This window comes from Bradyrhizobium sp. WBAH42 (assembly GCF_024585265.1).
In the GTDB taxonomy this organism is placed as follows: Bacteria; Pseudomonadota; Alphaproteobacteria; order Rhizobiales; family Xanthobacteraceae; genus Bradyrhizobium.
In genome coordinates this window covers 1,454,711-1,468,799 of the sequence record NZ_CP036533.1, presented here as the reverse complement: position 1 = coordinate 1,468,799, position 14,089 = coordinate 1,454,711, and the positions used below count along the sequence as shown (strand labels likewise).

Genomic DNA, 14,089 nt, shown 5'->3' with positions numbered 1-14,089 from the left:
AGGAGAGGACGATGAAATCAACGCTAGTGGTGGGCGCATTGCTCACCGTCATCACTGCAACGGGCGCCTTTGGCCAAGCGATCAAGCTCGCCAATGTCGCGGAGCTCTCGGGCGGCGGCGCCACCGTCGGCACGAACTGGAAGAACGGCATCGATCTCGCGATCGAGGAGATCAACGCCAAGGGCGGCGTGCTCGGCCGCAAGCTCGAGGTCAGCCACGCCGACTCGCAGTCCAACCCGGGGGTGGCGCGCGCCCAGGTGCAGAAGGCGCTCGACGCCGAGCCCTATGTGCTGCTCGGACCCGGCTATTCCGGCTCGGTGAAGGTGACCGCGCCGCTCGCGGCCGAAGCCGGCATCGCGCAGATCATGGGCGGCGAAGCCGCCGAGCTGACGCAAGGCGGCAACAAGTTCCTGTTCCGCACTTCGTTCGGCCAGCAATCCTCGATGCCGAAGGTCGCAAAGTACATCCACGACGAGATGAAGGCCAAGACGGTCGCGGTGGTCTGGGTCAACAACGACTTCGGCCGCGGCGGGCGCGACGTGATGATCAAGGAGCTCGACCGGCTCGGCTCCAAGGTCGTCGCCGATCTCTCCACCGAGGCGGGCCAGGCCGACTTCGCCGCCGACGTCGGCAAGATCAAGGCCGCCAATCCCGATGCCGTGTTCGTCTACCTGAATGAAGAAGAGAGCGCGCGCATCCTGAAGGAGCTGAAGCGCCAGGGCGTCACCGCGCCGCTGATGGGCGAGACCACGCTGATCGGCCAGAAGGTGATCGAGCTCGCCGGCGATGCCGCCAACGGCGCGCGCGGCCATGTCGGCCTCACCACCGACGCGCCGGTCGACCTGATCAAGGCGTTCCGCGAGAAGTTCTCCAAGAAGTACAATTACGTCCCTGATCATAACGGCCTGAAGGGCTACCTCGCCGTCTACATGGTGAAGGCCACCACCGAGAAGATGGGCAAGGTCGACCCGAAGAAGTTCGCCGACACGCTGCACGGTCTCACCATCAAGGCCGCGGACGAGCCGGGCATCCTGATGGACGTCACCTTCAGCGACACCGGCGACATCGACCGCCAGAGCTTCCTGGTCGAGGTGGTCGAGGGCAAGCAGGTGGTGAAGCAGGTGCTGCCCAAGGTGAAGTGAGGGTGTTCGCCTCTCCCCGCGTGCGGGGAGAGGCCGGAATTTGCGCGAGCAAATTCCGGGTGAGGGGGAGCCTCCACGAGTCCGACTGTCAGCGACCTCGCGGAGACTCCCCCTCACCCCAACCCTCTCCCCGCAAGCGGGGAGAGGGAGAAGAGAGAGGGGAAAATGTCCAGTCTATTCGATCTTCTGGTCGCGGGACTCGCCACCGGCGCGATCTACGCGCTGGTTGCGGTCGGCTTCACGCTGCTGTGGCAGACCTCGCAGACCATCAATTTCGCGCAAGGCGAGTTCGTGATGCTGCCGGCGTTCCTGATGCTCGCGGCGATGCATGTCGGCGCGCCGTTCTGGCTCGCGATCATTCTCGGCATCCTCTTGTCGATGATCCTGCTCGGCCTCGCCTTCAAGCTGCTGCTGGTGGATCCGATGATGCGCCACGGCGTGCTGCCGCTCGCGATCGCGACCATGGCGCTCGCGATCGGCATCAAGGAGGCCGTCAAGCAGTTCTTCAGCGCCGAGGCTTCGCCGTTCCCCTCGATCGTGCCGACCGGCGACGTCTCCATCCTCGGCCATGCCGTGTCGCTGCAGAGCATCGGCGTGCTCGCGGTCGCCATTCTCGCCGTTCTCGGCCTGACCACGCTGCTGAACCGCACCTCGCTCGGCCACCAGATGCAGGCGGCGGCGCAGAACCCGACGGTGGCGCGCATCATCGGCGTGCCGGTCGAGCGCATGATCCTGCTGACCTTCCTGATCAACGCCTTCCTCGTCGCGCTGGCCTCGCTGCTGATCACGCCGATCTACCTCGCAAAATTCTCGTCCGGTGAGGTGCTGGGCCAGGCCGCCTTCATCGCCGCGATCGTCGGCGGCTTCAACCAGGTGCGCGGCGCGATCGTCGGCGGCCTCTTGATCGGCGTGCTCGACAATCTCGCGGCGGCCTATGTCTCGACGCAGTACCGCGCCGCCGTGCCGATGATCTTCCTGATCGCCGTCATCCTGTTCCGGCCGCAGGGCTTGCTCGGCCGTGCCGAGGAGCGCACCGTATGAGCGGCTTCGCCAGACCCCTGAAGATCGCGCTCGGCCTCGCCATCATCGCCGCGCTGATCATCGTCCCCATGAACTTCAACCGCTACGGCCTGTTCATCCTCAGCCAATGGGCGGTGATGAGCATCGCCGCGATGGGGCTCAATCTCACGCTCGGCTATGCCGGCCAGGTCTCGCTGGCGCAGGGCGCCTTCGTCGGCATCGGCGCCTATGCGGCCGCGATCATGACCACGCATGGCTGGCCGCTGCCGGCGGCGATCCTGGTCGCGATCGGCTTGAGCTTTGCGATCGGCTGGGTGCTCGGCTATCCCGCGCTGCGCGTGCAGCACCATTACCTCGCCTTTGTCACCCTGGCCTTCTCCACCCTGGCCTTCCTGGTGTTCCGCAACGAGAGCTGGCTCACCGGGGGCATCTACGGCATCTCCAACATCCCGCGCCCGCACATCTTCGGCATCGCGACCAACAAGCCGCTGCCGTTCTACTATGTCTGCCTCGGCTCGCTCGCGATCGTCTCATTGGCGGTGTGGTGGCTGATCCGTTCGCCCTGGGGCCGCGCCTTCATGGCGCTGCGGGAAAATCCCTTGCGCGCGCAATCGCTCGGCGTCGACACCCGCCGCTACACGCTGATGGCCTTCGCGATCGGCTCGGCGCTCGGCGGCGCCGCCGGCGCGCTCTACGCGCCCTTGACGCAATATATCGATCCGGTGCCGTTCAACCTGTCGCTCTCGCTCGACCTCCTGCTGATGGTGATCGTCGGCGGCGCCGGCTTCTATTTCGGTCCGTTCCTCGGCGCGATGATCGCGGTGCTGCTACCGGAATGGCTGCGCTTCACGGAAGGCTATTACCTGATGCTCTACGCGGTCGCCGTGATGCTGCTGCTGATCTGGTCGCCGACGGGCATTCTCGGAATCCTCGATCGCTATCTCGCCGAACGCCGCACCAAGGCGGCCTCCGCGCTGCGCGCCGTCGCAAAGTCGCGCCTGGAGACGGTGCAATGAGCGCGGTTCTCGAAGTCACCGACATCAAGAAGAGCTTTGGCGGCATTCACGCCGTCAACGGGGTCTCGTTCGACGTGCGCGAGGGCGAGATCCTCGGCCTGATCGGGCCGAACGGCTGCGGCAAGTCCACGCTGTTCAACTGCATCCTCGGCCAGCTCACGCCGACAGGCGGCGAGGTCAAGCTCGACGGGCAGGTCGTCACGGGCCTGCGCCCCTCCGAGCTCAACAAGCTCGGCGTCAGCCGCACCTTCCAGCTGCTGCAGGTGTTCCCAAAGCTGTCGGTGCGCGAGAACCTGATCCTCGCCGGACAGGAGCACCAGGGCAACATGGCCTCGCGCCTGATCGGCCGCTCCGATGCCGGGCTGACCGAGGCCGCCAACCAGATGATCGGCTTCTTCAAGCTCGACCATCTCGCCGACGAGCCAGCCGGTGGTCTCTCCTACGGTCAGCAAAAGCTGCTCGATGCCGCCATGGCCTTCATGGGCGGCCCGCGCCTGGTGCTGCTCGACGAGCCCGCCGGCGGCGTCAACCCGTCGATGCTGGCGGACCTCAGGGAGCGTCTGGTCGCGATCAACCGCGAGAAGAACGCCACCTTCGTCGTGATCGAGCACAACATGGAGTTCGTGATGTCGCTGTGCTCGCGCGTGATGGTGATGGCGGAAGGCAAGGTGCTGGCGATGGGCCGGCCCGACGAGGTCCGCAAGAACTCCGCCGTGATCGAAGCCTATCTCGGACACTAAAGCGCGATGGAGATTACAATGAATTGTCATCGCGCTTTGGTTTTATTGTTTGAGCATGATCTTGTCGGAAAACCGCTGCGCACTTTTCCGGATCATGCTGTAGGGAGCGAGCGATGAGCGACCCGATCCTCTCTGTCCACAATCTCGTCGGCGGCTACGGCAAGATGACGATCTTGAACGGCACGACGTTTGCCGTTCCTTCAGCCACGATCACGACGATCATCGGCCCGAACGGCGCCGGCAAGTCGACCGTGTTCAAGGCGATCTTCGGCCTGCTCAAGCTGCGTGAGGGCAAGATCAGCTTCGCCGGCCGCGATGTCACCAGTTTGAGCCAGCGCGCGCTGCTCAATGCCGGCATCTGCTATGTGCCCCAGGGCCGCAACATCTTCCCCGAGCTGTCGGTGCGCCACAACATCGAGCTCGGCGGCGTCGCGGCCGACAAGGGCCTCGACCTGCCCAAACGGATCGAGGCGGCGCTCGACCTGTTTCCGGCATTGCGGCGCAAGTCCGCGCAGCAGGCCTCGACGCTTTCCGGCGGTGAGCAGAAGCAGCTCGAGATCGCCCGCTCCCTGCTGCTCGAGCCGAAGCTGGTGCTGGTCGACGAGCCTTCGATCGGCCTGTCACCGCTGATGGTGCAGCAGACCTTCGACATCCTCAAGAGCTTGCGCGACCGCGGCGTCACCATCCTGATGATCGAGCAGAACGCACGCTCGGCGCTGGAGATCTCCGACATCGGCATCGTGCTCGAGCTTGGCCAGACCCGCATGGTCGACGACGCCAGGCGCATTTTGAATGATCCGCGCATCGGGCAGCTCTTCCTCGGTGGCGCCATGGAGGAGAGTGCAGCATGAGCGCGAAAATGCGGATCGCCGTGGCCGGCGCCGGCCTGATCGGCCGTCGCCATATCGAGGTGATCGCGGCATCAAAGGACTGCGAGCTCGCTGGCATCGCCGACCCCTCGCCCGCCGCGACGGATTTGGCCCTGGCGCACAACGTGCCCTGCTATCCCGATCATCGTGCGCTGCTCGGACAAGCGAAGCCCGACGGCCTCATCATCGCCTCGCCCAACACGCTGCACTTGCCGATGGCGCTCGATTGCGCCGAAGGCGGCGTGCCGGCTTTGATCGAGAAGCCGGTGACCGAGACGGTCGCCACCGCACAGCGCCTGTGCGCAGCGGTGAGACGCACCGGCGTGCCGATGCTGGTCGGCCACCACCGCCGGCATAATCCCATCATCAAGTCGGCGCGCGAAACGGTGGCGGGCGGCAAGCTCGGCCAACTCACGGCCGTGGTCGGGCTGTGGCTCCTCAAGAAGCCCGATGATTATTTCAAGGTCGCCTGGCGACGCGAAGCAGGCGGCGGGCCGCTGCTGCTCAATCTCATTCACGACATCGACAATCTCCGCTTCATCTGCGGCGAGATCGTCGAGGTGCAGGCGCTGACCTCGAACAAGGTGCGCGGCTTCGCGGTCGAGGACACTGCCGCGCTGCTGCTGCGCTTCGCGAGCGGCGCGCTGGGAACGGTGACCGTGTCGGATGCGACGCCGGCGCCGTGGAGCTGGGAGCTCGCCTCGGGCGAGAACCGGGATTATCCCAAGCAGGACCAGCCCTGCTACATCTTCTCAGGCACCGCGGGTTCGCTCTCCGTGCCGAACATGGAGCTGTGGTCCTACGCACAGCAACCCGGCTGGTACGCGCCGCTGTCGCGCGCGACCATCGCGCCGCCCGGGTTCGATCCGCTGGTCGAGCAGCTCCGGCATTTCTGCGCAATGATCGCCGGCCGCGAGCAGCCGCTGATCTCGGTCGAGGATGCGATGGGAACGCTTGCCGTCGTCGAAGCCGTCAGCGAGGCCGCGCGCACCGGGCAAACGATCTCGCCGGGGCAGATCATGGAGCAGGCCGCATGAACAAGCGCTCGATCGCCACCGTCTCCCTCTCCGGCGCGCTCGACGAAAAGCTCCGCGCCATCGCCGCCGCCGGCTTCGATGCGGTCGAGATCTTCGAGAACGATCTGCTGTCATTCGGCGCCGGCCCGCGCGACATCGCGAAGATGTGCGCGGACCTCGATCTCGAGATCTGTGCGTTCCAGCCGTTCCGCGATTTCGAGGGCATGCCGGAGCCGCAGCGCGCGCGCAACTTCGCCCGCGCGGAGCGCAAGTTCGATCTGATGCAGGAGCTCGGTACCGATCTCCTGCTGATCTGCTCCAACGTCTCGCCCGCCTCGCTCGGCGGCATTGACCGCGCTGCTGACGATTTTCGCGAGCTCGGCGAGCGCGCCGCCAGACGCGGCTTGCGCGTCGGCTACGAGGCGCTGGCCTGGGGCCGCCACGTCAACGATTATCGCGACGCCTGGGAGATCGTGCGCCGCGCCGATCATCCCGCGATCGGCGTCATCCTCGACAGCTTCCACGCGCTGGCCCCTAGCTTTCCGACCCGCGCCATGGCCTCGATCCCCGGCGATAAGATCTTCCTGGTGCAGCTTGCCGACGCGCCGAGGCTCGAGCTTGACATCCTGTCGTGGAGCCGGCACTTCCGCTCCTTTCCCGGCCAGGGCGACCTGCCGGTCGGCGAGTTCATGGCGGCGGTTGCGGCGACCGGCTATGCCGGGCCGCTGTCGCTGGAAATCTTCAACGACCAGTTCCGCGCCGGCTCGGCCGCACAGACCGCGGTCGACGGCCTGCGCTCGCTGATCCTGCTGGAGGACCAGCTCGCACCGGATTGGCCGAATTTTGCCGGCAAGCCGCTGGCCCCGAAGGCGAAGAGCCGCGGCACCGGCTTCATCGAGTTTGCCGTCAACGAGAGCAAGGCCGGCGAGCTTGCCCGCCTGTTCTCACAGCTCGGCTTCCGCAAGAGCGGCCAGCACCGCAGCAAGGCGGTGGAGCGCTGGTCGCAGGGCAAGGTCGAGCTCGTCGTCAATTGCGAGACCGACGGCTTTGCGCATTCCCACTATGTCACCCACGGTCCCGGCGTCTGCGCCATCGCGCTCGACGTCGACGATGCCGGCCGCGGCATGCAGCGCGCCGAGACGCTGAAGGCGCGCACCTTCTACCAGCCGGTCGGGCCGGGCGAGCTTGAGATCCCCGCGATCCACGGCGTCGGCGGCAGCCTGCTCTATTTTCTCGACCAGGCCGGCAAGAACTGGGACACCGATTTCGAGCCAGTTGCAAGTGACGCAAGCGCCGATGCCCTGCTCGCCGTCGACCATATCGCGCAGTCGATGCCCTATGACGAGATGCTGTCATGGCTGCTGTTCTACACCGGCATCCTCGACCTGAAGCGCCTGCCGCAGATGGAGATCGCCGACCCCAGAGGCCTCGTGCAGAGCCAGGCCGTCATCAACGGCGACCAGAGCTTGCGCTTCGTGCTCAACGGCTCCTCCGCCAACCGCACCCTGCCGGCGCGCTTCATCTCGGAGTTCTTCGGCTCGGGCGTGCAGCATGTCGCCTTCGCATGTCAGGATATTTTTGCGACCGTCGCCGCGATGCGCCAGCGCGGCGCGGGTTTCCTGGACATCCCCGACAACTACTACGACGACATCGAAGCCAAATACGATCTTTCGCCCGAACTGATGGCGCAGCTGCGCGCCAACCACATCCTCTACGACCGCGAGGGCGACGGCGAGTTCTTCCAGGTCTACACCCACATCTTCGACGAGCGCTTCTTTTTCGAGATTGTCGAACGCAGGGATTATCAGGGCTTTGGTGCGGCCAACGCCGGCATCAGGCTCGCAGCGCAGGCGCGCGAGGTGCGCCCGGCCAGCATGCCGAGGGTGTAGGACACTCTCTCCACGCCGTCATTGCGAGGAGCTCTTGCGACGAAGCAATCCAGAATCTCTCCGCGGAAAAATTCTGGATTGCTTCGCTGCGCTCGCAATGACGGAGGAGATAGTTAGGAGGCCCTCTCCCCGCTTGCGAGGAGAGGGAGAGGCAAAGCCTCACTTCATCTTGCACTTGTCGTGGAAACGATCCTGGTCGTTCTCGACAATGGTGGCGACGGTCTTCAGGGCGAGCTGGCCTTCGGAATCCTTGACCACGTCCTGCAGGTAGAAGTTCTGGATCGGAATGTGGTTGTTGCCGAACTTGAACGCGCCGCGCACCGATTTGAAGTTGGCCTTCTCCATTTCGGCCTTCATCGCGTCCTTCTTGGAGGTGTCGCCCTTCACGGCGACGACGGCGCTGTTGATCAGATTCGCGGCGTCGTAGGACTGCGCGCCGTAGAAGGTAGGCCGCAAGCCGGGATACTTCTTGCGGTAGTCGGCGACGAAGCGCTTGTTCTGCTCGTTGGGGAGGTCGTTGACCCATTGCTGCGCGCCGGGCACCCCGAGCGCGTTCTCCTTCTGGAGCGGCAGCGAGAGCTCGTCGATGGTGAAGGCGGTGTAGAGCGGCATCGTGCTCTTCAGCCCAGCCTGCGCATATTGGTTCAGGAATTGCACGCCCGCAGCACCTGGATAGAACACGAAGATCGACTCGGCGCCAGAGGCGCGCGCCTTGGAGAGCTCGGCGGAGAAGTCGAGCTGGCTCGGCCATACCGTGTATTCCTCACCCACGACCTGCCCCTTGAAGGTGCTCTTGACGCCCGCCAGCATGTCCTTGCCGGCGGCGTAGTTCGGGCCGATCAGGAACACCGATTTGACGCCCTTCTGGTTCATATAGGTGCCGACCGCCTGCGGCGTCTGGTCGTTCTGCCAGGAGGTCGAGAACACGTAAGGCGAGCATAGCTCGCCCGCGAGCTGCGACGGACCGGCATTGGCCGAGATCAGGAAGGTCTGCGAGTCCACTACGGTCTTGAGCGAGGCCAAGAGCACGTTCGACCAGATGTAGCCGACGATGAAATCGACCTTGTCGGATTGCACCAGCTTCTCGGTCTTCTGCTTGCCGACGTCGGGCTTCTGGCCGTCGTCCTCGTAGATCACCTCGACCGGCTTGCCGTCCATCTTGCGGCCGAGATGATCGAGCGCGAGCTCGAAGGAATTGCGCATGTCGTTGCCGATCACGGCGGTCGGGCCGCTGAAGGTCGAGACGAAACCGATCTTGATGGTGTCGCCGGCGGATGCCGGGCCTGCCAGCACCAGCGCCGCTGCGCCCGCCAGCCAGAATGCCGTCCTCATAACAACTCCCCTCCTTATTATCGGTCCCGGAAGCGGGGTGATCGCCGCTCCAGGCCTGTCTCTATTGAAACGCAAAATCTGTCGCGCCGCCAATGGCTCAGCGCCTGCCTTTGCACCATATTTCGCCCCGATCGGAGATGGCAAGAAATATAATTCTACCCACTTGGACGGAGGCTGCGGCGCTTTTTCGCGCCGGATCGATACATCAGGCCTATGCGACGATTGATGACCTCTATTGGACCGCGGGGCCCAATCCGCACTTAAATGAAGAGGCGCAGCAGCGAGATTCGAGGGTTAAATCATGGCCGCAAATCCCCACCGCGTCGTCATCGTCGGAGCCGGCTTCGGCGGGCTGGAGGCGACTTACCGGCTTGCGGGCGCGCCGGTGGAGATCACGCTGATCGACCGCCGCAATCACCATCTGTTCCAGCCGCTGCTCTACCAGGTCGCGACCGCCTCGCTCGCGACCAGCGAGATCGCCTGGCCGATCCGCCATCTCATGCGCGACCGACGCGAGGTGACGACGCTGTTTGCGACCGTGAGCGGCGTCGATGCCGAGCGACGCCGCGTGCTGATCGATGACGGCAGCGAGGTGCCTTACGACACGCTGGTGCTGGCCACCGGCGCGCGGCATGCTTATTTCGGCCACGACGAATGGGAGGCATGGGCGCCGGGCCTGAAGACGCTGGAGGATGCGACCACCTTGCGCCGTCACATCCTGGTGGCGTTCGAGCGCGCCGAGCGCGAGACGGATCCCGCGCGACGCGCGGCGCGGCTGACCTTTGTCATCGTCGGCGCCGGCCCGACCGGCGTCGAGCTCGCTGGCACCATCGCCGAGATGGCGCATCACACCCTGCCCGGCGACTTCCGCAACATCGACACGCACAAGGCACGCGTCGTGCTGATCGAGGCGGGTCCGCGCGTGCTCGCCGGCTTTCCCGACGAGCTCTCGGCCTATGCGCAGGCCTCGCTGGAAAGGATCGGCGTCGAGGTCGTGCTCGGCCAAGCCGTCACCGAGATCAACCGCGAGGGCGTCGTGTTCGGTGGCAAGCTGCTCGAGGCGAAGACACGGATCTGGGCCGCCGGCGTGCGCGCCTCGCCCGCCGCCGAATGGCTCGGCGCGCCCAGCGATCGCGCCGGGCGCGTGCTGGTCGAGGCCGACCTCACCATTCCAGGCCATCCCGAGATCTTCGCGATCGGCGATACCGTCAGCATCAATGCCTGGGACGGCAAGCCGGTGCCCGGCATCGCGCCGGCCGCCAAGCAGCAGGGTCGTCATGTCGCGGAGACCATCAGAGCGCGCCTGCGCGGCGCTGCGACCGGTCCGTTCCGTTACAAGCACGCCGGCAGCCTCGCCCAGATCGGCAAGCGGCTCGCCGTGATCGATTTCGGCCGGGTCAAGCTGCGCGGCGCCATCGCATGGTGGATCTGGGGCATCGCCCACATCTACTTCCTGATCGGCCTGCGCCACCGCCTCAGCGTCGCGCTGAGCTGGCTCTGGATCTACGCGCGAGACCAGCGCGCGGCGCGGTTGATCACGCAGGGGTCGAGCAAGGTGGTGTAGGCTTCTCGTGTCCCGGACGCGGCGCGGCATGAAATGACGCGACGCAGAGCCGGGACCCACAACCATGGGCCCCGGCTCTGCAGCGCAGCGCTACGCGCCGCACTTGGTCCGGGGCAAGCGCCTGCCGACGCGTGACGAGCTAGGGCGCCTTGCAAACGAAATTCGCGGCGTCCTCGCTGTCGCCCTGGCCGGAATACGCGGCGTAGCTCGGATACGGGCAGAGCGGCCGCGTGCGGCCCGGGCTCCAGGACGCAGGGACTTCCTTGTTGGCGGGACTGGCCGACGCGATGATGCGGTCGGGCGCCTTGCCGTTCTCCACCCAGTCGGTTAGCGCGGCCAGCGCATCGAACTTGTCCAGGGTGACGCCGCCACCGCAATGCGTTTCGCCGGGAATCGCGAACAGGCGCGCGACCGTGTCGGCGTGCCCCTGCAGGTTCTTGTTCAGCCGATCGTACCAGCGGATGGTGTCGTTCACCGAGAACACAGGATCGGCCTGGCCGTGATAGATCAGCATCTTGCCGCCGTACCTCTGGAGCGATGCGAGCTTGGGATCATCGATGTCGGGCGGCGTCATGAAGTCCATGGCCGATTCCGTGAAGGTCGCGTCCTTGGCGAAAATCTTCGGCGCGTCCTTGTCGAAGTCATAGGCCTTCAGTGCCTCGACCAGCTTCTCATTGCTGCCTTCGACCACGACTGGCGGTGTCGAGAAGATGTAGTTCAGCGACGCTGCGCCCATGGTGGCGATGATCGGATAGTTATTCCAGGGCGCGACGGGGCTCTCGACCTTCCAGGTGCGCCAATTGCCCGTGCCGATGCCACCATCGAGAGGCCAGTCGGAATAGAGCGCCTCACCTTTCGAATTCTTCGGTCCGGCGAGGCTCATCTTCAGGGCGTCGACCTTGGCTTCGGACAAGCAGGTGCTGTTCTGCCCAGGCGCGCAGATCAGACTCTTGAGATCGAACGCCTTCTGACAGGCCGCGAGATTGGCCGTCAGCCCATCCTTGACGCCGTCGAGCGCATCGCAGGCCTCCGTAATGCGCGAGGAAACGAGCTGAGCGTCCTCCTTGGTGATGGACTTGCGCAGATCGGGGTCAGCTTTCAGGAAGGCCTGCACGTCCCAGGCGTGCTGGATCGCAGCGCGCGGGAGGTCGAAGCCAGGATTGCCGACGAGGAACCCGTCGTAATTTTCCGGCATGCGCGACGCCGCCACCATGGCATGACGCCCACCGTTCGAGCATCCCGCCATATAGGAGCGATCCGGCTTGCGCCCGTAGTGAAGGGCAATGATTTGCTTTGCGACCGGCGACAGCGTCATGTCGGCGGCATAGCCATAGTCGCGCCGCGCCTGCGGATCGAGGCCGAACGCCGCGCCGGCAGTCAGGCCCAGCGACTTGTTCGCGGGGTCCGAGCCGGAATGACCACTGTCCGACGACAGCACGGCAAAGCCGCGCGCCAGTGGCACTTTGCCACCGAAGGCTAACCCCTCGGGCAGGCTGCCAAGAGCGGGCACGATCACGCCGTCATTGCCGCCATTCACCTGATGCAGGAAGCGGCCGTTCCACTCGGCCGGCAATCGCAATTCGAACCCGATCGCGTAGGATTTCCCATCGACGCCGGTGCGCTGGTTGGCAAGGCCCGTCACGATGCAATGCTTCGGGAGACCGTTGGCCGCGTCCTGCGTTTTGGACCCGGTGATCTCGACACCGGAGATGCCGAGCGAAGCGGTTGCGACCGGCGAGCAGGCCTCGCCCTCGGCCCGAGCCAGCGCTGTCGATGCCAGAAGCGCGGCCAGCGCGACGGTTGATATCAAGCCAGTCCTCATGGCGAACCTCCCTATTTAGTTATATCTTATAATTATTACCTCCATTTCCTAGTTTGACAAGTACCGCCGAACGGCGTCGGAGGTACAACACCTTTTACTTCACCAGCTCGCATCCGCCTTCCGCCAGCGGGCGGAACGCCTGATCGGCGGGAATGGTCGAGACCAACTTGTAATAATCGTACGGATATTTCGACTCCTCCGGCTTCTTCACCTCGAACAGGTACATCGGATGCACGACGCGACCGTCCTGGCGGATCGTGGTGTCGCCGAACAGCTTGTCCTTGCCCTTGAACTTCTTCATCTCGGGCACGACCTGCTTGGCATTGTCGCTGCCGGTGGCCGCGACGGCGTTGAGATAAGCGAGCGTGGAAGCATAGACGCCGGCCTGGTTGCCGCTCGGCATCTTGCCGTTCATGCCGGGCCGCGCGGCAAAACGTTTTGCAAATGCGCGGGTGTCGTCGTTCATGTCCCAGTAGAAGGCTTCCATGAGCTGGAGGCCCTGCGCCACCTTGATGCCCATGCCGTGAACATCGTTGATGAAGAGCAGGAAGGCGACGAGCTTCTGCCCGCTCTGCTGGATGCCGAACTCGGCGGCCTGCTTCACCGCGTTGATGGTATCACCCCCTGCATTGGCGAGCCCAATCACCTGCGCCTTCGAGCTTTGCGCCTGCAGCAGGAAGGAGGCGAAATCGGAGGTGCCGAGCGGATGCTTGGACGAGCCCAGCACCTTGCCGCCGTGTCCCTCGATGTATTTCTGCGCCTCCGCCTCGATGCCCTTGCCGAGCGCGTAATCGACCGTGAGGAAATACCAGTCCTTGCCGCCGCGCGACATCATCGCGGCCGCCGTGGTGTTGCCAGTTGCCCAGGCGTCGTTGACCCATTGGATGGTGTTGGGCGAGCACGCCTTGCCTGTGAGATCCGAACTTGCGGTCGAGGACGCAAGGAAGGTCATGCGGCTGTCGCGCAGGAGTGCGTTGATGGAGAGGCCGACGGCCGAGTTCGGCACATCGACGATGGCATCGACGCCCTCGACATCGAGCCATTTGCGCGCGATCGCGTTGCCGACATCGGCCTTGTTCTGGTGATCGGCATAGACGATCTCGACCTTGATGCCCTTAGCCCCGCCGTTGAAATCTTCCGCGGCCATGCGCGCGGCCTCGACCGAGCCCATGCCGTTGGTGTCCTGGAAGATGCCCGAGATGTCGTTGAGCACGCCGATGCGCACGACGTTGTCCGATATTTCCGCGCTCGCCGCGCCGGTCACCAGGCTCGCGGCCAGCGCGAGCGTCCAGTTCAGATGCTTCATCATTCCCTCCCCTGTGTTGGTTGCCGGCCGTTGCCGGCGAATCGAGAATCAGATCTGCCGCTCGGGCAGTCTCAGCACGAGCCCGTCGAGCTCGGACGTAACGGTGATCTGGCAGGACAAGCGGCTATTCGGCCGCCGCTCGGCGGCGGTGCCGTCGAGCAGCGCGTCCTCATCGTCGGCCATCGCCGGGAGGCGCGCGAGCCAGCTCTCATCGACATAGACGTGGCAGGTTGCACACATCGCATTGCCGCCGCATTCGGCCAAAATGCCCTCGACGCCGTGACGGGTCGCGGCCTGCATGGCGCTCTCGCCGCCAGAGGTCTCGACGCGGTCGGGCTTGCCGTCGGCATGGATAAAGATGATGGCGGGCATC

General features: G+C 65.0%; 12 protein-coding genes. 8 read left to right on the top strand and 4 right to left on the bottom strand.

Annotated features, from left to right (window positions below):
• Positions 1-11 precede the first annotated feature (11 nt).
• From DCG74_RS06820 to DCG74_RS06790, 7 genes are all read left to right on the top strand, one after another.
• The gene (locus DCG74_RS06820) at positions 12-1,142 is read left to right on the top strand and encodes an ABC transporter substrate-binding protein (RefSeq protein WP_172786154.1); all 1,131 of its coding nucleotides are present in this window, start codon (positions 12-14) and stop codon (positions 1,140-1,142) included.
• A 165-nt stretch (positions 1,143-1,307) separates the two neighbouring features.
• The gene (locus tag DCG74_RS06815; protein ID WP_172786155.1) at positions 1,308-2,183 is read left to right on the top strand and encodes a branched-chain amino acid ABC transporter permease; all 876 of its coding nucleotides are present in this window, start codon (positions 1,308-1,310) and stop codon (positions 2,181-2,183) included.
• Complete coding sequence (locus DCG74_RS06810; RefSeq protein WP_172786156.1) at positions 2,180-3,178, top strand: branched-chain amino acid ABC transporter permease; 999 nt, start codon at positions 2,180-2,182, stop codon at positions 3,176-3,178. The genes DCG74_RS06815 and DCG74_RS06810 overlap by 4 nt, the downstream gene beginning before the upstream one ends.
• Positions 3,175-3,918, top strand: coding sequence for an ABC transporter ATP-binding protein (locus tag DCG74_RS06805; RefSeq protein WP_172786157.1), 744 nt, complete (start codon positions 3,175-3,177; stop codon positions 3,916-3,918). Before DCG74_RS06810 ends, DCG74_RS06805 begins: the two co-directional genes overlap by 4 nt.
• Positions 3,919-4,031: 113 nt before the next feature.
• Positions 4,032-4,769 carry an ABC transporter ATP-binding protein gene (locus tag DCG74_RS06800; RefSeq protein WP_172786158.1) on the top strand — a complete coding sequence of 246 codons (738 nt, stop codon included), beginning with the start codon at positions 4,032-4,034 and terminating at the stop codon, positions 4,767-4,769.
• Complete coding sequence (locus DCG74_RS06795) at positions 4,766-5,824, top strand: Gfo/Idh/MocA family protein (RefSeq protein WP_172786159.1); 1,059 nt, start codon at positions 4,766-4,768, stop codon at positions 5,822-5,824. Before DCG74_RS06800 ends, DCG74_RS06795 begins: the two co-directional genes overlap by 4 nt.
• Positions 5,821-7,692 (top strand): bifunctional sugar phosphate isomerase/epimerase/4-hydroxyphenylpyruvate dioxygenase family protein, encoded by a 1,872-nt coding sequence (locus DCG74_RS06790; RefSeq protein WP_172786160.1) that lies wholly within the window; start codon positions 5,821-5,823, stop codon positions 7,690-7,692. Before DCG74_RS06795 ends, DCG74_RS06790 begins: the two co-directional genes overlap by 4 nt.
• A 159-nt stretch (positions 7,693-7,851) precedes the next feature.
• On the opposite strand, the gene DCG74_RS06785 is transcribed toward DCG74_RS06790, so the two are convergent.
• A complete protein-coding gene (locus DCG74_RS06785; protein WP_172786161.1) occupies positions 7,852-9,024 on the bottom strand; it encodes an ABC transporter substrate-binding protein in 1,173 nt (390 codons plus the stop codon).
• 301 nt (positions 9,025-9,325) lie between these two features.
• On the opposite strand from DCG74_RS06785, the gene DCG74_RS06780 reads away from it, so the two are divergent.
• Positions 9,326-10,588 (top strand): NAD(P)/FAD-dependent oxidoreductase, encoded by a 1,263-nt coding sequence (locus DCG74_RS06780; RefSeq protein ID WP_172786162.1) that lies wholly within the window; start codon positions 9,326-9,328, stop codon positions 10,586-10,588.
• 139 nt (positions 10,589-10,727) lie between these two features.
• Here DCG74_RS06780 and DCG74_RS06775 read toward each other — a convergent pair whose 3' ends face one another.
• The 3 genes from DCG74_RS06775 to DCG74_RS06765 form a co-directional block, all read right to left on the bottom strand.
• On the bottom strand, positions 10,728-12,410 hold the full coding sequence (locus tag DCG74_RS06775) for a tannase/feruloyl esterase family alpha/beta hydrolase (protein WP_172786163.1): 1,683 nt from the start codon (positions 12,408-12,410) through the stop codon (positions 10,728-10,730).
• A 94-nt stretch (positions 12,411-12,504) separates the two neighbouring features.
• Positions 12,505-13,716: an ABC transporter substrate-binding protein gene (locus tag DCG74_RS06770; RefSeq protein ID WP_172786233.1), complete on the bottom strand. Its 1,212-nt coding sequence runs from the start codon at positions 13,714-13,716 to the stop codon at positions 12,505-12,507.
• Positions 13,717-13,764: 48 nt separating this feature from the next.
• Entirely contained in the window at positions 13,765-14,088 is a 324-nt protein-coding gene (locus tag DCG74_RS06765; protein ID WP_172786164.1) for a 2Fe-2S iron-sulfur cluster-binding protein, read from the bottom strand.
• Between the last annotated feature and the right edge of the window lies 1 nt (position 14,089).

Bases quoted from the DNA above. Each gene is read 5' to 3' on its own strand.
- DCG74_RS06820 (WP_172786154.1), top strand. From the start codon at position 12: ATGAAATCAACGCTAGTGGTGGGCGCATTGCTCACCGTCATCACTGCA.
- DCG74_RS06815 (WP_172786155.1), top strand. From the start codon at position 1,308: ATGTCCAGTCTATTCGATCTTCTGGTCGCGGGACTCGCCACCGGCGCG.
- DCG74_RS06810 (WP_172786156.1), top strand. From the start codon at position 2,180: ATGAGCGGCTTCGCCAGACCCCTGAAGATCGCGCTCGGCCTCGCCATC.
- DCG74_RS06805 (WP_172786157.1), top strand. From the start codon at position 3,175: ATGAGCGCGGTTCTCGAAGTCACCGACATCAAGAAGAGCTTTGGCGGC.
- DCG74_RS06800 (WP_172786158.1), top strand. From the start codon at position 4,032: ATGAGCGACCCGATCCTCTCTGTCCACAATCTCGTCGGCGGCTACGGC.
- DCG74_RS06795 (WP_172786159.1), top strand. From the start codon at position 4,766: ATGAGCGCGAAAATGCGGATCGCCGTGGCCGGCGCCGGCCTGATCGGC.
- DCG74_RS06790 (WP_172786160.1), top strand. From the start codon at position 5,821: ATGAACAAGCGCTCGATCGCCACCGTCTCCCTCTCCGGCGCGCTCGAC.
- DCG74_RS06785 (WP_172786161.1), bottom strand. From the start codon at position 9,024: ATGAGGACGGCATTCTGGCTGGCGGGCGCAGCGGCGCTGGTGCTGGCA.
- DCG74_RS06780 (WP_172786162.1), top strand. From the start codon at position 9,326: ATGGCCGCAAATCCCCACCGCGTCGTCATCGTCGGAGCCGGCTTCGGC.
- DCG74_RS06775 (WP_172786163.1), bottom strand. From the start codon at position 12,410: ATGAGGACTGGCTTGATATCAACCGTCGCGCTGGCCGCGCTTCTGGCA.
- DCG74_RS06770 (WP_172786233.1), bottom strand. From the start codon at position 13,716: ATGAAGCATCTGAACTGGACGCTCGCGCTGGCCGCGAGCCTGGTGACC.
- DCG74_RS06765 (WP_172786164.1), bottom strand. From the start codon at position 14,088: ATGCCCGCCATCATCTTTATCCATGCCGACGGCAAGCCCGACCGCGTC.